At 46.8% G+C, this 21,251-nt stretch carries 14 protein-coding genes and 2 pseudogenes; 5 read left to right on the top strand and 11 right to left on the bottom strand.

Annotated features, from left to right (window positions below; translation table 11 throughout):
* Nucleotide 1 precedes the first annotated feature (1 nt).
* The 3 genes from MKY97_RS13980 to MKY97_RS13970 all read right to left on the bottom strand — a co-directional run bounded on the left by MKY97_RS13980 (nucleotide 2) and on the right by MKY97_RS13970 (nucleotide 4,990).
* Nucleotides 2–1,693, bottom strand: coding sequence for an extracellular solute-binding protein (locus tag MKY97_RS13980; RefSeq protein ID WP_342556002.1), 1,692 nt, complete (start codon nucleotides 1,691–1,693; stop codon nucleotides 2–4).
* 146 nt (nucleotides 1,694–1,839) lie between these two features.
* The gene (locus tag MKY97_RS13975; RefSeq protein ID WP_342556001.1) at nucleotides 1,840–3,375 is read right to left on the bottom strand and encodes a glycoside hydrolase 43 family protein; all 1,536 of its coding nucleotides are present in this window, start codon (nucleotides 3,373–3,375) and stop codon (nucleotides 1,840–1,842) included.
* Nucleotides 3,376–3,463: 88 nt separating this feature from the next.
* Nucleotides 3,464–4,990, bottom strand: a complete 1,527-nt coding sequence (locus MKY97_RS13970) for a glycoside hydrolase family 43 protein (protein WP_342556000.1) — start codon at nucleotides 4,988–4,990, stop codon at nucleotides 3,464–3,466.
* 208 nt (nucleotides 4,991–5,198) lie between these two features.
* On the opposite strand from MKY97_RS13970, the gene MKY97_RS13965 reads away from it, so the two are divergent.
* The 3 genes from MKY97_RS13965 to MKY97_RS13955 all read left to right on the top strand — a co-directional run bounded on the left by MKY97_RS13965 (nucleotide 5,199) and on the right by MKY97_RS13955 (nucleotide 6,907).
* Nucleotides 5,199–6,089: an AraC family transcriptional regulator gene (locus MKY97_RS13965; protein WP_342555999.1), complete on the top strand. Its 891-nt coding sequence runs from the start codon at nucleotides 5,199–5,201 to the stop codon at nucleotides 6,087–6,089.
* Between the two features lie 90 nt (nucleotides 6,090–6,179).
* The gene (locus MKY97_RS13960; protein WP_342555998.1) at nucleotides 6,180–6,620 is read left to right on the top strand and encodes a ribonuclease domain-containing protein; all 441 of its coding nucleotides are present in this window, start codon (nucleotides 6,180–6,182) and stop codon (nucleotides 6,618–6,620) included.
* An 11-nt stretch (nucleotides 6,621–6,631) separates the two neighbouring features.
* Nucleotides 6,632–6,907: a barstar family protein gene (locus MKY97_RS13955; protein ID WP_342555997.1), complete on the top strand. Its 276-nt coding sequence runs from the start codon at nucleotides 6,632–6,634 to the stop codon at nucleotides 6,905–6,907.
* 173 nt (nucleotides 6,908–7,080) lie between these two features.
* On the opposite strand, the pseudogene MKY97_RS13950 reads toward MKY97_RS13955, so the two are convergent.
* From MKY97_RS13950 to MKY97_RS13915, 8 genes and pseudogenes are all read right to left on the bottom strand, one after another.
* Nucleotides 7,081–7,953 (bottom strand): annotated as a pseudogene (locus MKY97_RS13950) (glycoside hydrolase family 30 beta sandwich domain-containing protein); the annotation flags it as partial.
* Between the two features lie 36 nt (nucleotides 7,954–7,989).
* Nucleotides 7,990–8,391 (bottom strand): annotated as a pseudogene (locus tag MKY97_RS13945) (carbohydrate-binding protein); the annotation flags it as partial.
* A 402-nt stretch (nucleotides 8,392–8,793) separates the two neighbouring features.
* Complete coding sequence (locus tag MKY97_RS13940) at nucleotides 8,794–9,714, bottom strand: carbohydrate ABC transporter permease (protein ID WP_342555996.1); 921 nt, start codon at nucleotides 9,712–9,714, stop codon at nucleotides 8,794–8,796.
* A 15-nt stretch (nucleotides 9,715–9,729) separates the two neighbouring features.
* Nucleotides 9,730–10,671 carry an ABC transporter permease subunit gene (locus MKY97_RS13935; RefSeq protein WP_342556328.1) on the bottom strand — a complete coding sequence of 314 codons (942 nt, stop codon included), beginning with the start codon at nucleotides 10,669–10,671 and terminating at the stop codon, nucleotides 9,730–9,732.
* A gap of 163 nt (nucleotides 10,672–10,834) precedes the next feature.
* The gene (locus tag MKY97_RS13930) at nucleotides 10,835–12,511 is read right to left on the bottom strand and encodes an ABC transporter substrate-binding protein (protein WP_342555995.1); all 1,677 of its coding nucleotides are present in this window, start codon (nucleotides 12,509–12,511) and stop codon (nucleotides 10,835–10,837) included.
* Nucleotides 12,512–12,631: 120 nt separating this feature from the next.
* Nucleotides 12,632–14,374, bottom strand: coding sequence for a histidine kinase (locus MKY97_RS13925; RefSeq protein WP_342555994.1), 1,743 nt, complete (start codon nucleotides 14,372–14,374; stop codon nucleotides 12,632–12,634).
* The gene (locus MKY97_RS13920) at nucleotides 14,371–15,939 is read right to left on the bottom strand and encodes a response regulator (protein WP_342555993.1); all 1,569 of its coding nucleotides are present in this window, start codon (nucleotides 15,937–15,939) and stop codon (nucleotides 14,371–14,373) included. Before MKY97_RS13920 ends, MKY97_RS13925 begins: the two co-directional genes overlap by 4 nt.
* Nucleotides 15,940–16,336: 397 nt before the next feature.
* Nucleotides 16,337–18,667 (bottom strand): glycoside hydrolase family 95 protein, encoded by a 2,331-nt coding sequence (locus MKY97_RS13915; protein WP_342555992.1) that lies wholly within the window; start codon nucleotides 18,665–18,667, stop codon nucleotides 16,337–16,339.
* Between the two features lie 289 nt (nucleotides 18,668–18,956).
* Here MKY97_RS13915 and MKY97_RS13910 point away from each other — a divergent pair, with 289 nt between their 5' ends.
* The gene (locus MKY97_RS13910; RefSeq protein ID WP_342555991.1) at nucleotides 18,957–19,838 is read left to right on the top strand and encodes an AraC family transcriptional regulator; all 882 of its coding nucleotides are present in this window, start codon (nucleotides 18,957–18,959) and stop codon (nucleotides 19,836–19,838) included.
* Nucleotides 19,839–19,958: 120 nt separating this feature from the next.
* Nucleotides 19,959–21,248, top strand: coding sequence for a glycoside hydrolase family 27 protein (locus MKY97_RS13905; protein WP_342555990.1), 1,290 nt, complete (start codon nucleotides 19,959–19,961; stop codon nucleotides 21,246–21,248).
* Nucleotides 21,249–21,251 lie beyond the last annotated feature (3 nt).

Genomic DNA, 21,251 nt, shown 5'->3' with positions numbered 1-21,251 from the left:
CCTAATAGGACAAGGCAAACGCCTGGTGATTCCGTGATGCATTGGTTCTATACCATGCGTTCACCTCCGATGTGATCTCGGCCCCGCCCAATTGAAGCCAATCCTTTACAAATTGATCAAAGTCTTCTATAGGCGATCCATGGATAATATTCATATACGCTTCAAGCTGAAGATCCCGAAGGATGATCTGTCGATCCACCATCGTTTCTGTGATCCCGCCTGTGAATTGATCATAAAGCAGCTGCCCGTTCACCTCATAACGATCCGCAATGCTGAATGCTCCTGTCGGACCATAGGTTTGTTTCCACCCCCATCCGCTCTGCAAACCTTCGGATTCATAGGCTGCAATTCGTTTGTGAATGGCAAGTGCTTCGTTCTCCAGTACGGAGAAATCCCCCGTCTCCCTTGCGTCCCGAATGTCTCTATACGCATCCATATTTTTCGTTCCAGGAAAAGGCGTGACCGGAGACAGCATCCACACAGCGCGAGAGTCATCATTATAATACGTTTCATATTCAGCGTTCTGTCCCCAGTTCTTGTCCAGATGCAAGTTCATCAGCTTGACGACAACTTCAGGGTGGGCGAATCCTTTTCTCACCGCAAAATAATGTCCCGTATTGGAACGAAGCGGGACAGCAAGGCTCCGTCCTGCCTCAACTGCAATAGGGAAAGCCTGCCATTCGGCTTCAGGATCCTGTTCACGGGTGGATTGTATAACAAAAGGAGTCCACTGCTCGCCATAGAGCATTCCAATTTTCCCCTGCTGAATGAGACGATACTCCTTGCTTCCATTTTTGTATGCAAAGTCCGGATCAAGCTGCCCTTCCAAGTACATCGTCTGCAGCACCTGCAGCGCTTTGCGCACTTCCGGCTGTATCCCTCCGTAAATGAGCTCTCCCTCTTGATTTTTGATCCAGATGTTCGGGAAAGCACCATATCCGGCCATAAATCCCGAAACACCCATAACGGGGTCCCAAAGATAACTCGTCAGTGCCAAGCCATAGGTGTCCTGTTTACCATTTCCGTCAGGGTCCATCGATGTAAACGCTTCCGATAATTTCAACACATCTTCGATCGTCTCAGGTGCCTGCATCCCCAGTTTATCCAGCCAATCCGTTCTGATCCACAAGTACTGTGCTGTCTCAATAGAGGAAGAGGATTCGGGAATTGCCATCAGCTTACCGTTAATCGTAGCGGCATCAAATGCCCCTTTGCCTTCGGCCTCCAAAATTTTCTTGGTCAGCGGTGAGGCAAAATCCCGGTATACTTCGGTCAAATCTTCAATCAAATTGGCATTACTCAGCTGCCTAAGCTGATATGGGTTGACCTTGACCACATCGGGAAAGCGTCCTGCAGCAAGGGAAACCCCGAGCTTTTGATTGTATACGTCGCCCGTCGCGATCCAGTCATAACGAATCTGAATGCCCAGTTCTCTTTCATAGAGCCGAGTCCAGCGATTATCCACTAATGTCTCATCCGGCAGCTGCTCTATCATTCGCTGCAGATCTTCTCCTGTTTCCCTGACAAAAGAGACTTTAATGGGTGGGTCATAAGCCTCGGAGGAAAGGCCCGGCTGTTCATTGTTGGAGCTGTTCAACTGCCCCGAGTTCCCTTGCGTCAGTCCGACAGGCATACAGACTGTAAGAAAAATAATAATGGTCCATCTTGTTTTGTACATCCATCTCTTATGCATGGTGACCTGCCCCCATTTTGATTGAATGAACGCATCCTTTTTCTTTTCTATTTACCAGAATTGTTATCATTGTACAACATCTAATCTGTGATGAGTACGAAAAAGCTGCCGCTCGGCAGCTTTTATTTACAGCTCTGAAGAGAAAATTACCGCTTAATATGATAATCGAAATTAGAAAAGTCAGCTGAACCTCCGATTGTTTCTGTAGAAAACAGAAACAATCCAATTCTGCACCCCATAAAGTGATCCAGCTTGTAAACCATATGATGAGGAACCCCGAGACTCTTCCACTCCACCCCGTCCTTATAGGCAAAGCGGCATTCATCCTGATTATTTGCAAAATTTGCGGAAGCCTGCAGTGTCACCATCGGCCCTGACACGGGTATCCGAGCGTGCTCTACGGCAGGCTCCTGATCGATAAAATTGCCAAAAATACTGGAATCTTGACTTTCTCTGGCCTGCATAACCAGAAAGTATTGGCCTTCATCTTTGGTCAATGCAATCAGACCGTAGGTCCCTATCAGAAAACAAAGACCCGCATAATCCCCGTTATTCAGGCGGCTGCCATCAAGCGTTACTGAAGCTTCACAAGCCGGACCCATCGCACGCTGTGTCAGTGTGTTTACTGCAAACGTCAGGTTCGGGCTGAGCTGACCGGTTCGAATCCGGTACACCCCCGGTTTTTCAGTTACAGACCACAGATCATCATGCGGCGTATGATTCCACTGCCAAACATCTCGCAGGCGCACCTTACCCTGGTCGTCAAGCATGTATTCAAAACGGTCGCTTGCAGCGAGCGGGTTATATTGGTGTCCAGGCTTCGTACTGGCAATGTCGATTTGTTTCGGAGCTTCTTTCGCAAATACCGGTAACCCTTCCTCAAAACGCATCGGTACCAGCACCGGAATCCGACCCACAGCCCCATGATCCTGGAAAAGCACTGCGTACCAGTTCCCCTCAGGCGTATCCACGATACCGCCCTGAGCGACTCCTGAATTAAAATATCCCATATCATCGTTGAATACTTCTCCACCGACAAATGTACTATCCAGCGTATCCGCTCTGTAACATGCTTGTGTTCTTCGCCCTGCTTGCTTCGTCATGTGAATCAGGAAGACATAATAAATTCCTTCAATTTTGTAAAAATGTGCACCTTCATATCCAAGATAATGCGGCTGATGATCTGTTACTATGATCCGATGTCTGCCATCCGGCCTAGGCCCCGAAAGATCCGGTTTCAATTCAGTTAGGTGAATCTCTCGATTACCATGCACTAGATAAACCCGTTCGTCGTCATCAAAAAACAGCGAGCAGTCGTGGTAGAATCCCTCTACAATCTGTTTGCTCCAGGGCCCTGTTATCGTTTCAGATGTGTACAGATAGGTTTTACGGGTATCATTGGCCACGAAGATGACATAAAATTTCCCCTGATGATAACGCAGTGAAGCAGCCCACATCCCCTTACCATAGATCTGTTCACCATTCTCCAGCCGCTGTGCCGGAGTATTATCCAGAATGTCATACACATACGCAGCCGTTTCCCACTGCATCAGATCATACGAACGTAGAATGACACAACCAGGCATCATATGCATTGTTGTGCTCACCATATAATACGTATCTTCTACCCGAATGACGTCCACATCAGGGTAATCAGCCCATATAATCGGGTTGGAATGCATGTTTGAAAGCACCTCTTTTTTCCGCTTTTGCGGGATATCAGTTCATATAGATTCGGTTCGTGGTCTTGTGTAAAAAACACTTATCATTCTAAGCTTTTTCAAACGCCCACTGCTGCAGCAGAATACACGGACTGCTGCTCGAATTGCTGTCTGGTGACTGCAGCACAAGATACAAATCATGCACACGCTCCGCACCTGTAATCGAAGTCCACCCTTCCATCCATTCCCTACCTTCGGCTGCTGCCGGAATATGCACAGTTCCGATCAATTCTCCGTCTTCACGATCCAGTCGAAGTTCAAGTATCCCTGCACCACCTTGACTGCATAGCAATGAGGTAAAACTGGCCGCTCCTTGTTCACCAAAATCCACAGAAGAGAGAGCAATCCAGCTTCCGTCACGCATGAGACTGACAACTTCATCCTGCTCTGAAGACTGTCCATGCTCGGCCGGGCTTAGTTGGCGTGTGCTTACTCCTGCACTCCAGCCCATCGCTGCACCGCTAACGGTTTGATACGGGTAAAATGACTTTAATTGATCTACGCCTGCATAGTCGGCATGAATTTCCTTCATCCTTCCACTTGTCTCCTCATACTCTACGCGGTTCAGATGTGTAGAACGATACCCTTCAGGAATATCCATAGCTTGACAGAGCGTCTGCGCATGATAGGCAATATACCACTGATTATGCAGTGGAAAAATGGCATGATGATTGTTACCACCGATACCAAAGAAGTGACCCGGATTCTTCAGGATCGTTCCCTGATACGTCCATGGACCCATCGGCTGCGAACTTGTCATGTATGCGATCTCTCCAGGCGGCGGGCTGTCTTCATCACGTTCCACTTGGAAGAAATTTGAGCAATAGGTGTAGTAGTACGTATTATCATATTTATGTATCCCTGAATTTTCAAACATAAAAGGTGCAGGAATTACTTTGGCCCTGCCTTCAACGCTGACCATATCCTCCCCAAGCCGCATCACTCGTGCCGTATCCGGTCTTTCCGGTTTGCCTTCAGGCACGCCTCCTCCGAAGTAGAGATAAGCCTGATCGTCATCATCCACTAGAACGGCTGGATCAAATAACCAGGTTACATCTTCTACCCCCGGTGTTTCTCTAGTGACCAACGCTTTACCAATCGGATCAATCCAAGGTCCTGTCGGTGTTGGCGCACTCAAGACACCAATGCCGCTGGCATTATTCGCAAAATACAGATAAAAACGGTCCTCTCCGTTGATGCTGCGATGGGCAGCTGCCGGAGCCCAGGATTGAGAAGCCCATGTTGCCGCTCCTTCCGGACCGGCAACCTTGATCTCCCCGTGATCCGTCCAGTTGATCAAATCCTCTGAAGAGATCACCGTTATTTTATTAATGGACTGATAGCTGTTTTTCTGAGGAATCTTGTTCGCATCGTATTCCAGTTTGTCACTGGTCATGTAGAGATAAACACGGTTATTATACACCAGCGCATAAGGATCGGCCCCGAATTTGTGAGCCATTAAAGGATTAGCATTTGGACGAATCTTGCCAACTTCCTTTGATGTACATTCCCGAGGAACGGTCAAACCGTTCTCATCCTTTTGCTTGTTGGTCTGCGGCATCGTATCGTTATTCATTTCATTTCCTCCTGAAAATAGAATTGAACTACCTAATATCTTCAACTTCACCTGAGATATCATAACAATTGAACACACCAAATAGAAAGCGTTTGCAAAACAAACGTTTTCATGATAGGATGATTACATTTTAAGTGAATCTAAGTCCAATTTCATTGCGTTGTTTGCTTGATTTATTGCGCGAAATGACAGGAGGTACTTACGCCAGATGTCTTCTGACTACTTTTATGACCCCATTCAGCCAGAGCTGCTGTACCGTCATCCTTTAACGACATACCAACTCGAAACCAGTTATCATCGTCATAATGCGTACGAAATCTATCTGTTCCTGAAAGGCAGCGTACATTTCTATGTGGATCACCGTTGTTATCCCATGCAGTGCGGAGACTTACTTGTCATCTCTCCCGAAGAGATGCACCGGACGCTGATTCTGGATGAGACTGAATATGAACGGATCACAATAAACCTCAAAAAATCATATCTATGCCAGCTGTCTACTGTACGGACGAATCTGTTGTCCTGTTTTGATCAAAGGCCTGAAGGAATAAGCAGCATTATTCATCTGCATAACGATCAGTTAAACCAGCTGCTGTTCTGGACCAGCCAGATTGAAGAAGCAGCGGATTGTAATATGTACGGAGCAGACGTGCGCACGAATGCGGCAATGGCTCAGCTGCTTGTTCTCATCAACCAGTGGTTCCAGCAGAATTCCTTTGTACCTCAAGATATCATGCCGGAATTGGTTCGCAGAACGATGGAATATATCGAACTGAACATTACACAAGAGATTACACTGGGCCAACTGGCTGAGGAGTTCTATCTGAACAGCACCTCCATCAGTCGACAGTTCAAAAAACATACAGGACTTACTCTTCGTTCCTACATTTTAGGTCGGCGCATCGAACTGGCGAAACAGCATCTGACAGAAGGAATGAGCATTACGGATGCCTGCTTCCAGTCAGGATTCAGTGACTATGCCAACTTCATTCGAAGTTTCACTAAAATTGTAGGAATCTCACCGGGGAAATATAGGAAGCATCGGCGGGAAACCTCAGATTCGCCATCTCTCCAGCAGATTGTAACCAATTTCGAGCCATAATAAGACTTGATGTTTAATGGCGAACATTGATTTACAACCAGAAACAGATTAACATTAAATGCATTGTCATCATTAAAAGGAGATCAGAACATGCATTTAAGAAAATGGTTATACCCCCTGTTCATCCTGCTTTCTGCATTGCTTTTTGCAGGCTGCACCACGCCAATCACGACCGATACCGGCTCTCATGCGGGCCAAGTTTCGAAGGAGATGGGTTTTCAGGAAGTTGCCGACTATATCAAGGAGCATCACGAACTTCCACCCCATTATATTACCAAAAAAGAAGCGCGTGCTCTTGGCTGGGAACCGAGTGAGGGCAACCTGCATAAGGTGGCCCCTGGCAAGAGCATTGGCGGTGATATATTCAGAAATCGCGAAGGTCTTCTTCCAAGCAAAAAAGGACGCACCTGGTATGAAGCAGACATTCATTATACCGGCGGCAAACGGGGAAGTGACCGAATTTTATATTCGAGTGACGGCCTAATCTATCAAACAACAGATCATTATAAGACGTTTTATCAGATCAAATAACGGAGGAAAGCATGAATATCATTCTGATTGACGGTCGTGATCCTCATAACCGCGAAGAACTTCATCAGCTGCTGCAGGACAAGCTTCGACTGCACGAACATTATGGACGCAATCTGGATGCTTTATGGGATGCCTTGACAGGCGAAGTGATGATGCCGCTGACCATCCGCTGGAGTTTTTTCGATGCATGCAGAGAAACGCTTGGTGATTATGCAGACCAAGTGGTCGAAGTGATGCGCGAAGCAGAACAGGAGATCGATGGATTTATACTCGAGCTGCTGCCATGACAAACAGGCTGCCCTTAGGCAGCCTGTTTATTTTAATACTCTTTTCTTCTTTTCAAGCATTTGTTCTTTAGTTCTTTAGTTCTTTAGTTCTTTAGTTCTATCTTCTATTGTACTTTTGTTTTATTGTAGTTCTTCTATTCTTATCTAATTCTTTTTCTTCATTTCATAAGTTCTTACGGCTGCACGACAAATGTTGTGACACTTTGGGCCGGAAGATCTGCCGTAAATCCGCTGCCGGAAATCTGCAGTGGAGAACCAGCCGCCAGGTTATGCGTGCTGTCTGTTACCCAGGAGGATACGGCTGAAGCTGTTCCATTCTGCACAGTGAATCGCTGATTCACAGCTGAAGTATTTTTGTTAATCGCCACAATGGTAACCTTGTTGTTCTCTCCTTTGTAAGCTGACACATATACTCCGTTTGCCGGATTTTTGGTTGCGTCTACTCTGACATCACCCGGACGAACAAACTTCGAGTAATGCGCCATACTGTAACCCCGTTTACTAATCGTCCCGTCCTCTTTAATTGGACCATAATGTCTGCGGATGTACCACCAAACATAGGTCTGAAAATTACCTTCAACCATCGCATTATACATATGTTCCGCTACCCCGAGCGCTTCTGGCCAGCGATCTGCCGAATTGGTTTCGCTATTTGGATAATACACTTCTGTCATCCAAAGCTCTTTCCCCGCTCCCTTTTGTTCAAATAAAGGATACGGAAAATCGCTGTACTGCGTACCATACGTATGTGCACCGAGAATATCGAGATTCGCAAGCGCTTGCGGGTCATTGAGAAGCGGGTCTGACATCGTTTTCACATAAGAGAAGGATTCAGGAGCAATTACACGATTATGGATGGAACCTGCATTTTCTTTCATAAAACGCAGCATTTCCTCTGGAGACCACCAGGTCCAGTCATGTGCATAGTCCGGTTCGTTCTGTACGGAAATCGCGTAAAGGTTAACCCCATTATTTTTCATAAATGCATCAAATTCATTCAAATATTCAGCGTAGGCTTCATACTTGTCATATTTAAGACGTTTGGCCTGGGTAACCTGCGTATATGCAGTGACGTTGATATTGTCGATGTTCGGGCCACCCGTTCCCGTAGTAACCAGCTTTAACGTGCTTGTACCGTTCACCATCGGCACCTGAATCGACTTATCCTTCCATGTGTTTCCACTTCCAGTCGCTTCAAATGGTACGCCGCTAAGTGCTAATGAACCGTTCACGTAGACATCCAGATTACTGGTTCCTGATGGGAGTGAATATCGAATCTTGATGTTTTTGGTACCTGTGCTGCCAATCAGGATCGTATTCCATTGGACTGCCGAACCGCTTGCATTCTGGAAGGAAGCATAACCCGATCCGGTATAACCGGTAAACGTACTGCCCACTGCAGCATCCGTCAGCGTTGTTGAGGTTTCTGCTTCATAGGTTGAACCACCGCCTGAAGTGATCCCCAGTGTAACCAATTCCGTCATGTCCGCTGGCGGATTCCAAGGAGATGCAAATACAATCGCTCCGTGTTCAATAGCTTTTTTGGCCGTATCCACTTCCCGCTGCCAATTGTTCTTGTTCTCGTCAATCGGAATTCGCAGCACGGAGAACCCAAGCTGATTATCCCCATTGCCAAAAGCCGTCTCACGCTCAGCCGGTGTAAGATCGCCAATCCAGCCGGAATGAGTCATGCCGCCAAAACCACGAATCACTTGTTTGGGCGAAGTTACATTAATAACAGCATCGTTTGCTGCCATCACTTTGGATGAGGCAGGAACATACAACAAGGGTAGTGCTGTCAACGCTGCAAGCATCGTACATAGTGATTTTTTGATCAAAGAATTCACGATTGCTCATCTCCCAACATGTATGATTCGAATGAAGCCTTATCCCTTTACGCCTCCAATAGTCATACCTTGTACAAAATATTTCTGCAGGAACGGATAGACCATCAGGATTGGCACACTCGCTATTATGGTCATCGTTGCTCGAATGGAAGTCGGCGTCACGGATACGCCGCTGTTCTCGGCAGCCTGATACACATCACTTGCTGATGAAGTTGCCGCTGTCGTAGAAGTTTGCAGAATCTTCATCAATTCATACTGCAGCGTGCTGAGTTCCTTATTGGAAGAGTTGTACAGGAAGACGTCAAACCAGGAGTTCCACTGACCGACTGCCACGAAAAGTGAAACGGTAGCCATGGCTGGAATCGTTAATGGCAGCACTACTCGAATAAACGTCGTAAATTCCCCGGCTCCGTCAATCCGGGCTGACTCCAGGATGCCTTCAGGCAAACCTTCTATAAAGGAACGAATGACAATCATATTGAACACACCGATGACACCCGGAATGATATAGACCCAGAAAGAGCCAATCATGCCGAGATCACGGATCAACAGATAACCCGGAATCAATCCTCCGCTGAAGTACATCGTGAAGACAAAAAACATCGTCACGAACTTGCGAAGCACAAATTCCTGCCTGCTGAGAGTATAGGCAAGCATCGCCGTACAGAATACAGACACGATCGTTCCGATAATCGTACGGAGCGCCGAGATCAGCGTGGCATGGTAAATGTCGGATTCCCCAAAGATGTATTTGTAGTTATCCAGTGTCCACTCTCGCGGCCACAGATATATACCTCCGCGAATCGCATCATTCGCATTATTCAGCGAAACGGCAATCATATTAATAAACGGATAAATCGTAACAATCATCAAACAGATCATGAAAGTGATATTGATGGCATCAAACGCCCGGTCCCCGGCACTGCTGTTCCGCAAGCGGGATGATTTTGCTTTTGGCATGGCCTAGGCCTCCTCTTAGAATAGTCTGCTTTCTCCCATTTTTTTGGCGATATAGTTGGCGGTGAAGAGGAAGATGAAGCTGACCACAGTTTTGAAAATCCCTGCCGCTGTACCTAAAGAGAAGTTCCCCATTCCCAAACCATACTTCAATACAAAGATATCCAGGTTCTCTGAATAATCCATATTCATTCCGTTGCCCAGCAAATATTGAGGTTCGAATCCTGATTCGAGGATGCTTCCCATGTTCATAATCAGCAAAATCACGATAACCGGTTTCAAACCTGGCAGTGTAATGTACAGCATGCGTTTGAAACGACTGGCTCCGTCGATCTCAGCTGCCTCATACTGAGCAGGATCGATGGCTGTAATAGCCGCCAGATAGATGATCGTGTTCCAGCCGACATCTTTCCATACTTCGGTGGCTCCCAGTATGCCCCAGAAATACTCCCCTTTTCCCATCCACAGCACTGGACTGTCGATCAAGTGCAGCTTCATAAGGATGAGGTTGATGATACCATCAGGTGAAAGTACGGTAAGCACAATACTTGATGCAACAACCCAAGAGATAAAGTGAGGCAGGTAACTTACCGTTTGTACAAAACGTTTAAAAACGATATTTTTCAGCTCGTTTAACAGAAGTGCCAGCGTAATAGCTGTAACAAACCCGAGTACCAGCTTAATGGAACTCATCACCAGCGTATTTCGCAGCACCCGATAGAACGTATTATCTTCAAACAGGGTTTGGAAATGCTTCATTCCTACCCACTGCTGATCCGCGAAAGCTCTTGCCGGTTTGAAGTTCTGGAACGCCATCGTCCAGCCCCATAACGGCAAATATTTAAATACAAACGCCCAAATTACAAAAGGAATACACATAAATGCCAAGCTGCGCTGCTGCAGCAGTCGTCTGTAGAAGCTGTTTCCTCGATCACCTTTTGGACGGGAAGCCCGCGGAATCGATTGAAGGGGTACATTAGGTTCCTCCACGATGCAGATACTCCTTTCCCTTTTCTGTTATTCGTGCGCGGAGAAAGGTAGTTATAGAGGGCTGTTCCCCTTTTTCTCCAGCGCACGTAACAGTTTGTTTTATATTTTTATATTTTATATTTTTTGGATCTCATCACCACTTGCCAGCAACCCGATTTTGAATGACTTCAGTCATTTTTTTCTCGTAACCTGCTTTATCCAGCTTGCTGAATTCGGCCATGTAAGCATTCCAAATATTGTCGAAGTTGGATGGCGCGCTCAGAATCATCTCAGGCAAATATTTGCGCTGTATATCATCTGATTTGGTGGTGAATACCTGTTCAGGTGAACCCTGCTCAAGAGCAATGGACCATGCCGGGAACCATGGACGCTCTTCCGGCTTGTTGAACAGTTCGCTGAATGTTTTGACGCCATAAGCATCGAGGAGTTTTTTATCTCCTTCGGTATAGGTTGCTGCGACAACTTCCGGCTGATTACCTGGACTGTATGCGTTCCCATCCGACAGCGTGGATTCTGTACCATAACGCGGCCAGTCATTGGCGAAATAAGCAAAGCCGAATTTGCGGCTCAGTTCTACATCGTCATGCATCTTCCGCTGCTCATCATTGGCGTAATAGAAGCGGCCCTTTTCATCTACGCTGTATGTTTGATCCTTGATCCCCCATTGCACGAGGATCTGATTCTCTTCTTTGAGCAAATTATCAAAATACTTAATGATCCGTTCCGGATCTTTCGCATTCACGCTGATTCCGGTTGCATAGTTGTTTACGAAGCCGGGAGGATCAATGTATTGATCCTTGATGTTTTTGTCAAAGACGATTGGCAGAGGTGCGTAACGCTTCTCGTCAATGCCTGCCGCTAGGAGGTTATTGGTTGCATCTCCAACCTGCCATGCGTAGTTAAAATAACCGAGAACCCGACCCGAGGTCAGTTTGGCCAAATACTGATCCTTGTTCATCGTGAATGATTCCGGATCTAGTAAACCTTTTGCGTTAATTTCATTCAGTTTTTTGATCCAGCGTTTCTGTTCCTCTGTGCCCGAAACCGTTCTTGCGACATGGGTTTTCATATCTACCATAACGCCGCCGTCGTTAGGATATCCTGCAAGGTGCATGGCCGGATTCTGCAGGGTGAAGAAGTTATTGGCTACACCAGCAAGGGACACAAAACCGATGGTCTCTGCTCCGTCAACCTTCGGGTGCTTCTCTTTGTAATCCTCGATCAGATCAAAATATTCATCCAGCGTCGTAATTTTAGGATAGTTAAATTCCTTCAGTACAGAACGTTGAATCCAGAAAGCTCCTCCGCCAATGTTAGGGCTGCCTGAATATTCGCCCTGATTGGCCGTATACGGGAGTGCATAGATTTTTCCGTCTTCCGGGTTTCTCATTTTGTCAAAGTAAGGTCCGTATACTTTTTTGATATTCGGACCATATTTTTCAATCAGATCATCCAGTGCAATGTAAGCTCCGGCATCGAGCAGCTTGGACATTTCTCCGCTGGAAGCGATAACATCTGGATAGTCGCCGCTGGCAATCATAACCCCTGCCTTAGTGGCGCTATCGCCAACCAGATATTCCATTTTAAAGTCCACACCCGTCTGCTTCTGCAGCTCTTTACCAATCGCTGTTTCACTTGCCAAAATGTCCTTCTTGCCAGAAGAAAACATATAATACGAGAATGTGACAGGGCTGTTATCATCTTCTTTTGCTGCAGAGTCCCCTGGAGATGAGCTGCCTGAAGTACATCCAGCAAGAAGGGATGCCAGTAATACAGCTAGTCCTGTCGTTTTCAAAAGCGGTTTTAACATGTGTTCTATTTCCCCCTTTTTAATTAAGCGGTGTCTGTAAGCACTCTCAATATATCAAGATAACGCTTTCATAGTTACCCACGAAACTGTACATTGTTCTTTAAAAAGTATATCGGACCATCATTTCCCTTCCATCATTTCGTCTTCATCCAGCGGCAGCCGAATCTGTATACAAGTCCCCCTGCCTTCTGCTGTCTGGATCGAAAAAGAAAAGCGGTCCTTGTAACATAGTTTCAAACGGCTGTAGGCATTCTTCATTCCTACATGCTCGCCCATGTCCGTATTTTGATCCATATATTGCAGTAATTCCTGCAGCTTGGCATCCGACATGCCGATCCCGTTATCCTCCAGCCGGATTTGAAGCTCCTGACCATCTTTTATCACGACCAGTCGAATGATGCCTTCACCTGGCGTGGATTCAATGCCATGAATGCTGGCATTTTCCACAAATGGCAGGATGACCATTTTGGGAATCCGGTAGTTTAAAGCGGTCGGGTCTGCTTCAATATGCACCTGCAGCTTTTCACCAAAGCGGTATTTCTGGATCTGCAAAAAGCTCTCAATCAGCTCCAGTTCCTCTTTCACGGTTACATCGTGCTGGTTCCAGCTGATGGACTTGCGAAACATTTTAGCCATGTGGTGTACAATTTTGGCGGTTTCCTTCTCGCCTTTGATCAGGCTGCGCATCCGAACGGATTCAAGCGTGTTAAACAGAAAATGCGGATTAATCTGACTATGTAATGCATGAAGCTGAGCCTGCTGCTGTTTAAGCTCCAGGTCTTTTTTCTGAATATCTGCCAGGTATACCTCATCAATCAGGCTGCGAATGGTCTCGGTCATCCGGTTGAATTCGGTCGTTAATTGGCCTATTTCATCCCTTGCATCTTCAGGAGGAATGGTCTGAAAATTTTGAGTTTTTACTTTTTTCATATGTTTCAGAATGCGTACCAGCCTGACATGGATCGATCTGGACATCGCCGCGATAATGATTGAAGGCAGCACAAAGTTGATACACGCCAGCCAGACGACAAAGGATCGTGATTTACGCACCTCTTGAAGCACAATCTCTTCATCCATCACCCCTTGCAGCGACCAGCCTTCCAAATAGTTGATGCCGGAATAGACACGTTCAAACCGAATCGTTTTGTTCGGAAATTCTAAATTGCTGTACACCTCTCCGATCGGCGCATCTGCTGACTTCGGATCATTCGAAAACCGGATGTGTCCTCCCGGATCGACCAGATACACTTTGCCATCAAACCCGCTGTTGCGAAATTGTTCTTTGAGCAGATCCATATTAAAGTCAATCTTGAGCAGCTGTTCAACTCCGCCGGTATCCATATTGTTTAATCGCTGTACAAGACTTAACATCTGATCTGTCGCGATCAGCGTCGGGTAAGGTACCGATGTATCCTGCAGCTGCTTGTACCAGCTGGACATGCGAACGGCCTCGGTTAAATGCTCGATGTATCCCGAGGACAAAATGGTTGGATTATCCGTATATACTTGGTACCAACGAATTCCCTGGCTAAGCTGGCCGGAGAACTCTCCTCTGAGATATGAATTGTACGCACGAATGTACTCCGAATGACTGGCGAACGAACGGGATAACGTATCATTAAATACGGGGTCAACATAGAGCGAATAAGATAACCCGACGCCCTGATCAATCGTGACGCGCAGCTCGTTCTTCAAGTTTTGTAAAGCTACACCCGCGTCCCGTGTTTTCTGGCTTCGGATGTTAGCGGTTGTCACTTGATAAAAAACGACGTTTGTCACAACAATCGGAATAAACACCGATAAAACGTACATCAGCAGCAGCTTGTCCCGAAGTTTCATGTAATTCAGATTCCACCTTATCATTGGGCACCCCGCTGTCCATCCTCTTTCAGAAGATTACGATAGGCAGTCGGGCTCATGTTCACGATTTTCTCAAACTGCGTCACGAAATAGTCCGCATTCTGAAAACCGATCCGGGCGGCTACCTCATACATTCGCAGATCCGTCTGGCGGAGCAGCTTCTGTGCCTCTTGAATCCGAAGATTGAGCAGGTACTCATTAAAATACTGGTTGTAACTTTTGCGGAATAGTCGACCAAGATAGACCGGATTCATATAGAACTGGGCCGCTATACTTTTGAGACTGATATTCTCCATGTAATGGGAATCGATATACCGTTTGATTTTGTTAATATCCCCTTTGGACTGCTCCGTCCGCAGCTGCGCAATATATTCCTCGGCTTCCTCCAGTGCTTCCAAAAATGCTCCTTTCAGCAGTCGCAGATTCCAGCCATCCTGATCTTGTTCGGCCAACAGTTTAAGCTGCTGCAGTCCTGCATCTGTACCTCCCATCTCATGAACAACAGACAATATCCCCGTAATACAGCGCAGCAGAGAACCCGTGACAGCCTGAGGCGAAAAACGTCGGGAATGGAACGTATTGAACATTTCGTCCACAATGGTATGACAAGCCGCTCGATTTCGTTCTTCCAGGCTGAGAATCAATGGGTCAACCTCTTCTTGATTAATGTTGAATACGTATAAAGGTCGATCCCTCACTTCGACATAACGTACGATACTTCCCGGTTCAGCAAATTTATGTCTCGAGGCCTCATCCGCTTCTGCATAAGACCGAGGCGCATCGAACAAGTTATTTACCACTGTACCTGCATACAGCCCTATATCTGCATCCAGCTTTTCCATTAGTATTTTCTGAATTGATTGAATTTTGTCTTCGATCTGGCGCTGCGGATAGGGTTCCTTCCATAGAAGAATCAAGGCAAATCTGCTCAACTGTTCCTCAATAACGTATACATCAAAACGATCATCCTTTATGGTTTGAAGCGTATGACTAACCTGCTGCACAGTAACTTTTCTCCGCTCCGAGCCTGTCTGCAGTTCAAACAGCACAATCTTCAACGCCGTCTCGCGGTCAATACCGAGCATTTCGGCATAACGGATCTCATCCTCTGTTCGCACTTGACCCTTAATCATGTCTTTGAGCATAATACGGTTTGCTTGTTCCTCTGCCAGAAAGGCATGTTTTCGCTTGTTTCGAATCGAATGAGCAGCTTTCTGCAGCGTAGCAGTCATTTCCTCGTCATCAATCGGCTTGAGTATATAATCCTGAACACCGTACCTTATCGCCTGCTGCGCATATTTGAAATCATGGTAACCGCTGATGATAATAAAAACAGGCTCCAGAGTAGGAGACTTTTCTACAGCACGGATTAAATCTAAGCCATCCAGAATAGGCATTCGGATATCCGTAATAATAATATCAGGATTCATACATTCCGCCTTGTTCAGCGCTTCCAGTCCATTCTCGGCCTCCCCTGCAATCTCCATGCCCAGGCTCTGCCAATCAATCAGCTCGTACATCCCTTTGCGGATATACATCTCGTCATCGACCAGCAATACTTTTAACATGTTATCTTCCCCTTTCCTTATAACGAAAAATATCCCGCCCGCAGTTGATCAGCTTCAGGCAGAATCCGTTTAAACTACAGTCATATGCTGTGCTGTACTGTTGTTGAACAAATCAACAAATAAACGGTATGCTCTAATTATAATTAGAAACCGCTTACAAATCTGCAGCTGTTTTCACCAGGATTCTTTCCATTCTAAAGTCTGCAGTTTGCAAATTCATTGCACGAATCGCCAAATTTATTGCGCGAAAATACAGCCGGCATGATGGAGATATAAAAAAAGCGAAAGCGTACCGAGTCTAAACCCGGACGTTTCGCTAATGAGATCATTATGAATCAAGTACAGTCTGACGTGTCGTTTGATCCTGATTATGTTTTACAAAAGCATGATTTTCAGCTTAGTTGGCTGCAGATGCTGCTGTCCAGTCCTTCCCTTCTAAAACAATCGAGTTGTGAACATTATGGAACTCCAGTTCCATCTGCTGCTCCTGATAAGAAACACTGATTTTACCCGCCTCACCTGCACGTATGCTGGCATGAAGCAGCTTCCCTCCGGACCACTCCATATCAATCTCGAACCCGCCGCGGGCACGCAAGCCCCGGACCGAACCTTTCGGCCATGCTTTGGGCAGCGCAGGGAGTAAACGAATCTCCCCGCCATGACTCTGAAGCAGCATTTCAGCTATGCCCGCAGTACCTCCAAAGTTACCATCGATCTGAAACGGGGGATGATCACAGAATAAATTAGGCAGTGTTGAGGAACGCAGCAGCTCTATTACGTTATCATAAGCCAGTTCAGATTGTTCCAATCTTGCCCACATATTTAGAATCCAGGCCCGGCTCCAACCCGTATGACCGCCGCCATGCTGAAGTCTGCGATCCAGCGTGATCCGGGCGGCCTTGGCCAGGTCGGGAGTCGATTTCGGGGTGATCTGTGATCCAGGATGAAGTGCAAACAGGTGTGAGATGTGCCTGTGGCCTGGTTCAAGCTCAGCATAATCTCTGCTCCACTCTTGAATCTGTCCATGCTTTCCCACAGCGATGTCTGGAATACGAGTTAACGCTTCGCGCAGCTGTGATGCAAATAATTGATCCTGCTGCAGAATTTGTGAACTTTCGATACAACGTGTGAACAGCTCTCGAATAATCTGGTTATCCATCGATGCTCCATAACAGAGTGCTCCTGACTCGCCATTATCCAAAATGTAAATATTCTCTGGTGAAGAAGAAGGACAAATGGCAAGGTTCCCTTCCGGGTCTTCCACTAGAAAGTCCAGAATAAACAAGGCTGCCTCTTTCATCGTTTCATACACTTTTCTCAAAAAAACCTTGTCCCTGCCGTATTCATAATGGTCCCACAAGTGAAGTGACAACCATGCGCCTCCCATGGTCCAGAAAGTGGACGTCAGACATACATCCTGAGGTGCAGAATCAGCCCATATATCCGAATTATGATGCGCCACGAATCCGCTGCACCCATACATCCTGCTCGCAGTTTCCCTTCCGCGCGCCTGCAGTCTTTCGATAAAATCAAATAGCGGAATATGACACTCCGGTAGATTACAGCTCTCTGCAGGCCAATAGTTCATCTCCGTATTGATATTAATGGTGTACTTGCTGTCCCATACCGGAAGCATATCTTTGTTCCATATGCCCTGCAGATTGGCAGGAAGCGAACCTGGACGACTGCTGGAGATAAGCAGATATCGTCCAAATTGGAAATACAGACTAACCAGTTCAGGATCATCACCGCCTGCCTGAAGCTCTGCCAAACGCTTATTCATCGGTAGATCGATGCAGCTTGTATCGTTATCTTTGCCCTCCAGGTGAAGCTCCACTCTCTTGAACAGTGTTTGATAATCTAATATGTGATTCTGCAGCAGATCGTCATATGACTTGGTTGAAGCTGCATCTAATCTCCGCACGCATTCCGTCTCCAGCTCTTCCATGGCATAGCGAAAATCCGTACATGCAGCAATCAGTACCGTGGCCGCATCCCCCTGAGACAGGGACAGTTGACCACTCGAATACTGCAGCTCTCCTGCTTCATGCATGATCCGGATCGCACAGCAGAAACGGACTCCTTCTTCTCCTCCGCTTCTTCCCCGGATAATCACATCTCCATTGCTGTGCTGCTCGATTCGATCGATCAAAGATTGAAAACCAACCGGATGCCGCAGTGCACCGGTTAACGGAGACCAGTTCAGCACCGAACCTCTCCCGAATAAGGCAGTAAATGATAATTCGCCAGGCTTGCTGGTAGATAAACGAACAGTCAATACCTGATCGACATAACTTGAGAAATATTGACGAGTATATGTAGTCTTGCCTGATGTATACTGGACTTCAACTATTCCCTGTTCAAGGTCAAGATTTCTCCGGTATGCCGCTGTTTCCTCTTCTGAATGATGCATGGCGAGATAAAAATCACCAAGCGGTTCATAGTGCCTCTGCCCATCGGGAACACCTACCAACGACGCAAGTGCAAGCTCCTCTGCTTGACGAATCTGTCCGTTAAACAGCAGTTCACGGATCGTATCCAATGATTGGATAGCCATAGGGTTGTTTCGCTCCATCGGTCCACCGTACCACAAGCTGTCTTCATTTAACTGTACTCTCTCCAAATGAGTTCTCCCAAAAATCATGCCTCCAAGGGTGCCGTTTCCAATCGGAAATGCTTCTTCCCACTGCGATGCAGCGCAATCAAACCAGATTTGATTCGAATTCATCTTATACCTCCAACCGAAATATGTTAAGGTTTGCTGCAGCACCATTAAGATCGACGGTATTACCAAAAGGACAGTATATTACAAAAGTGCAGGCTGCACTATCAGTCTAGCGTGTTCACAGGATGCGCTGAATGCAGAATACTAACCTAAAACTTCACAATTCTAACCACTTGCTCACATCCTGAAGTAAACGCTTGCATTCCTCAAATTAACATGCTAGGATAATACCATTTTATGCCCAAATCTACGATAAGAACACCTAAGTATGATCAGAATCAGGGGGACATCTATGGATATTTCAAAAGGCACCTACGGGTTCCGATTTGCTGAAGATCGTGCACTGGAACTGTGCAAGCTATACGCCGTAGGGTGTGATGTGATCACCGATTCGTCATATCACTGGGACGGAATGGAACGTACCGACGGCCCTCTTCTGTTATTTCAGTATACCTTTTCAGGCGAAGGCATTTATGAAATCAAGGAACGTAAATACCGCATTCATTCGGGACAGGCTTTTCTTGCGGAGATTCCGGGACCCCATCGATATTATTATCCTCCTGCCGCTTCCGAACCGTGGCATTTCATTTTCCTGTTATTCAGGCCCGACCTCATTATGGCCCATTGGCAGCAGTTCATCAGAGAGGCAGGCGAAATCCCTTTTCTTCCTATGGACTCCGCTCCCATTCGACTGCTTCGGATGATTGTAACGGATGCCGCTGCTGGACGAATTACGGACTCGCTGATCGCTTCATCCAGTGTATATCAGTTCATGACTGAGCTGGTCCGGCTGCAGTCCACGACAAGGAATAATCGTGAGAACTGGTCTGAACAGATTCGACTGGCCGCCGCGTACATAGAGAACGATTATGCCAGCATGATCAGCATGGACCAGCTTGCAGAGCATGTTTCCTTGTCCAAATATCACTTCATTCGCAGATTTTCGTCATCCACAGGCCTCACACCAGGAGCTTATCTTACAAGGGTTCGGATCGAGAAAGCGATGGAATTGCTGCGTGGAACGACACGAAGCATTGAACAAATTGCCGCGCAGGTCGGATATTCGAGCGGCAGCTATTTTATCAAAGCTTTCCGGGGCTTAACCGGACTTACACCCGGAGAATTCCGAAGCGGCGGTGAGAGTCTTGTATATCGCAGGTTGTTTTTTGATTGACTTACCGCAATATATTGCTATTGAAGGTTCAACATTACTGTAGATTATTATATTTCTCCTGCTTATGATGAATATAATTGGAGCAATAATTTAAATCAATTACAGTAAAGGAGCATTCAAATGAACCATACCCATGCGGCACCAACGCCCCCTCTCGGCTGGAACAGTTGGGACTGTTACGGCGCTGCCGTTACTGAAGAAGAGATTCGCGGGAATGCCGAGTACATGGCTTCACATCTGAAAGAATACGGCTGGAACTACATCACCGTTGACATTCAATGGTATGAACCTCTAGCCGTATCCTCTCAATACCGTCCCTTTGTTCCGCTTATTATGGATGAATACTCTCGCCTCATGCCTGCCGAGAATCGTTTTCCCTCAGCTGCAGGGGGCCGCGGATTTAAACCTCTAGCTGACTATGTACACAGCCTTGGACTGAAATTCGGCATTCACATTATGCGCGGAGTTCCAAGGCAGGCGGTCCATGCAGGTACAGATCTGCTGGGTTCCAAGGCGACCGCTCGCGAGATCGCTCATACCAACTCCATCTGCCCGTGGAATACGGATATGTATGGCGTGGATCACAACAAAGAAGGGGCACAGGCCTATTATGATTCGCTCTTTGATCTATATGCCTCATGGGGCGTTGACCTGGTTAAAGTGGATGATATCGCAGCCTCCAGATTATATGATACACATCAGCCGGAGATCGAGATGATCTCGAAGGCGATCAAGCGTGCAGGGCGGCCCATGGTTCTTAGTCTTTCCCCGGGTCCTGCTCCGGTAGAATATGCTGAATTCTTCGCCGAACAAGCTAACATGTGGCGTGTCACCGATGATTTCTGGGATCAATGGCCGCTGCTGCGGGACATGTTCGAAAGGTGCCGCACTTGGCAGGGGATTCCTAAAGAAGGATGCTGGCCGGATTGCGATATGCTGCCGCTCGGCCATATTGGCATTCGCTCTGTCGATGGGGACGGAGCCGACCGCTGGACAAGGTTCACTAAGGATGAGCAGTTGACAATGATGTCGTTGTGGAGTATTTTCCGTTCTCCTCTGATCTTTGGCGGCGAGCTGCGAGATAATGATGACTGGACGCTGTCTTTACTGACGAACCGTGAGGTTCTGCGCATGCATCGTGAAAGTTACGGAGCAAAAGAACTACTGCGTCAGGGAGATCTCATCGTATGGACCGCAGCACATGCGGATGGATCAACTTATGCGGCAGTGTTTAATGTAGGCGAGCAGCAGATGCTTCCTGTGGAACTTAATCTTGAACTTGTCGGTTCAAGCACTTCAGTTGTAAAACAGGGTACTGAATTATGGAGCGGTCAAGCGGCAGTAGTGGACGGGAACACATTACGTACAGATGTCCCCTCTCATGGTGTTCGTCTGTACCGTTTCAGCTGAACC

Source organism: Paenibacillus sp. FSL R7-0652 (genome assembly GCF_038595045.1).
Lineage (GTDB): Bacteria > Bacillota > Bacilli > Paenibacillales > Paenibacillaceae > Paenibacillus.
This window is presented reverse-complemented; position numbering and strand designations above follow the sequence as displayed.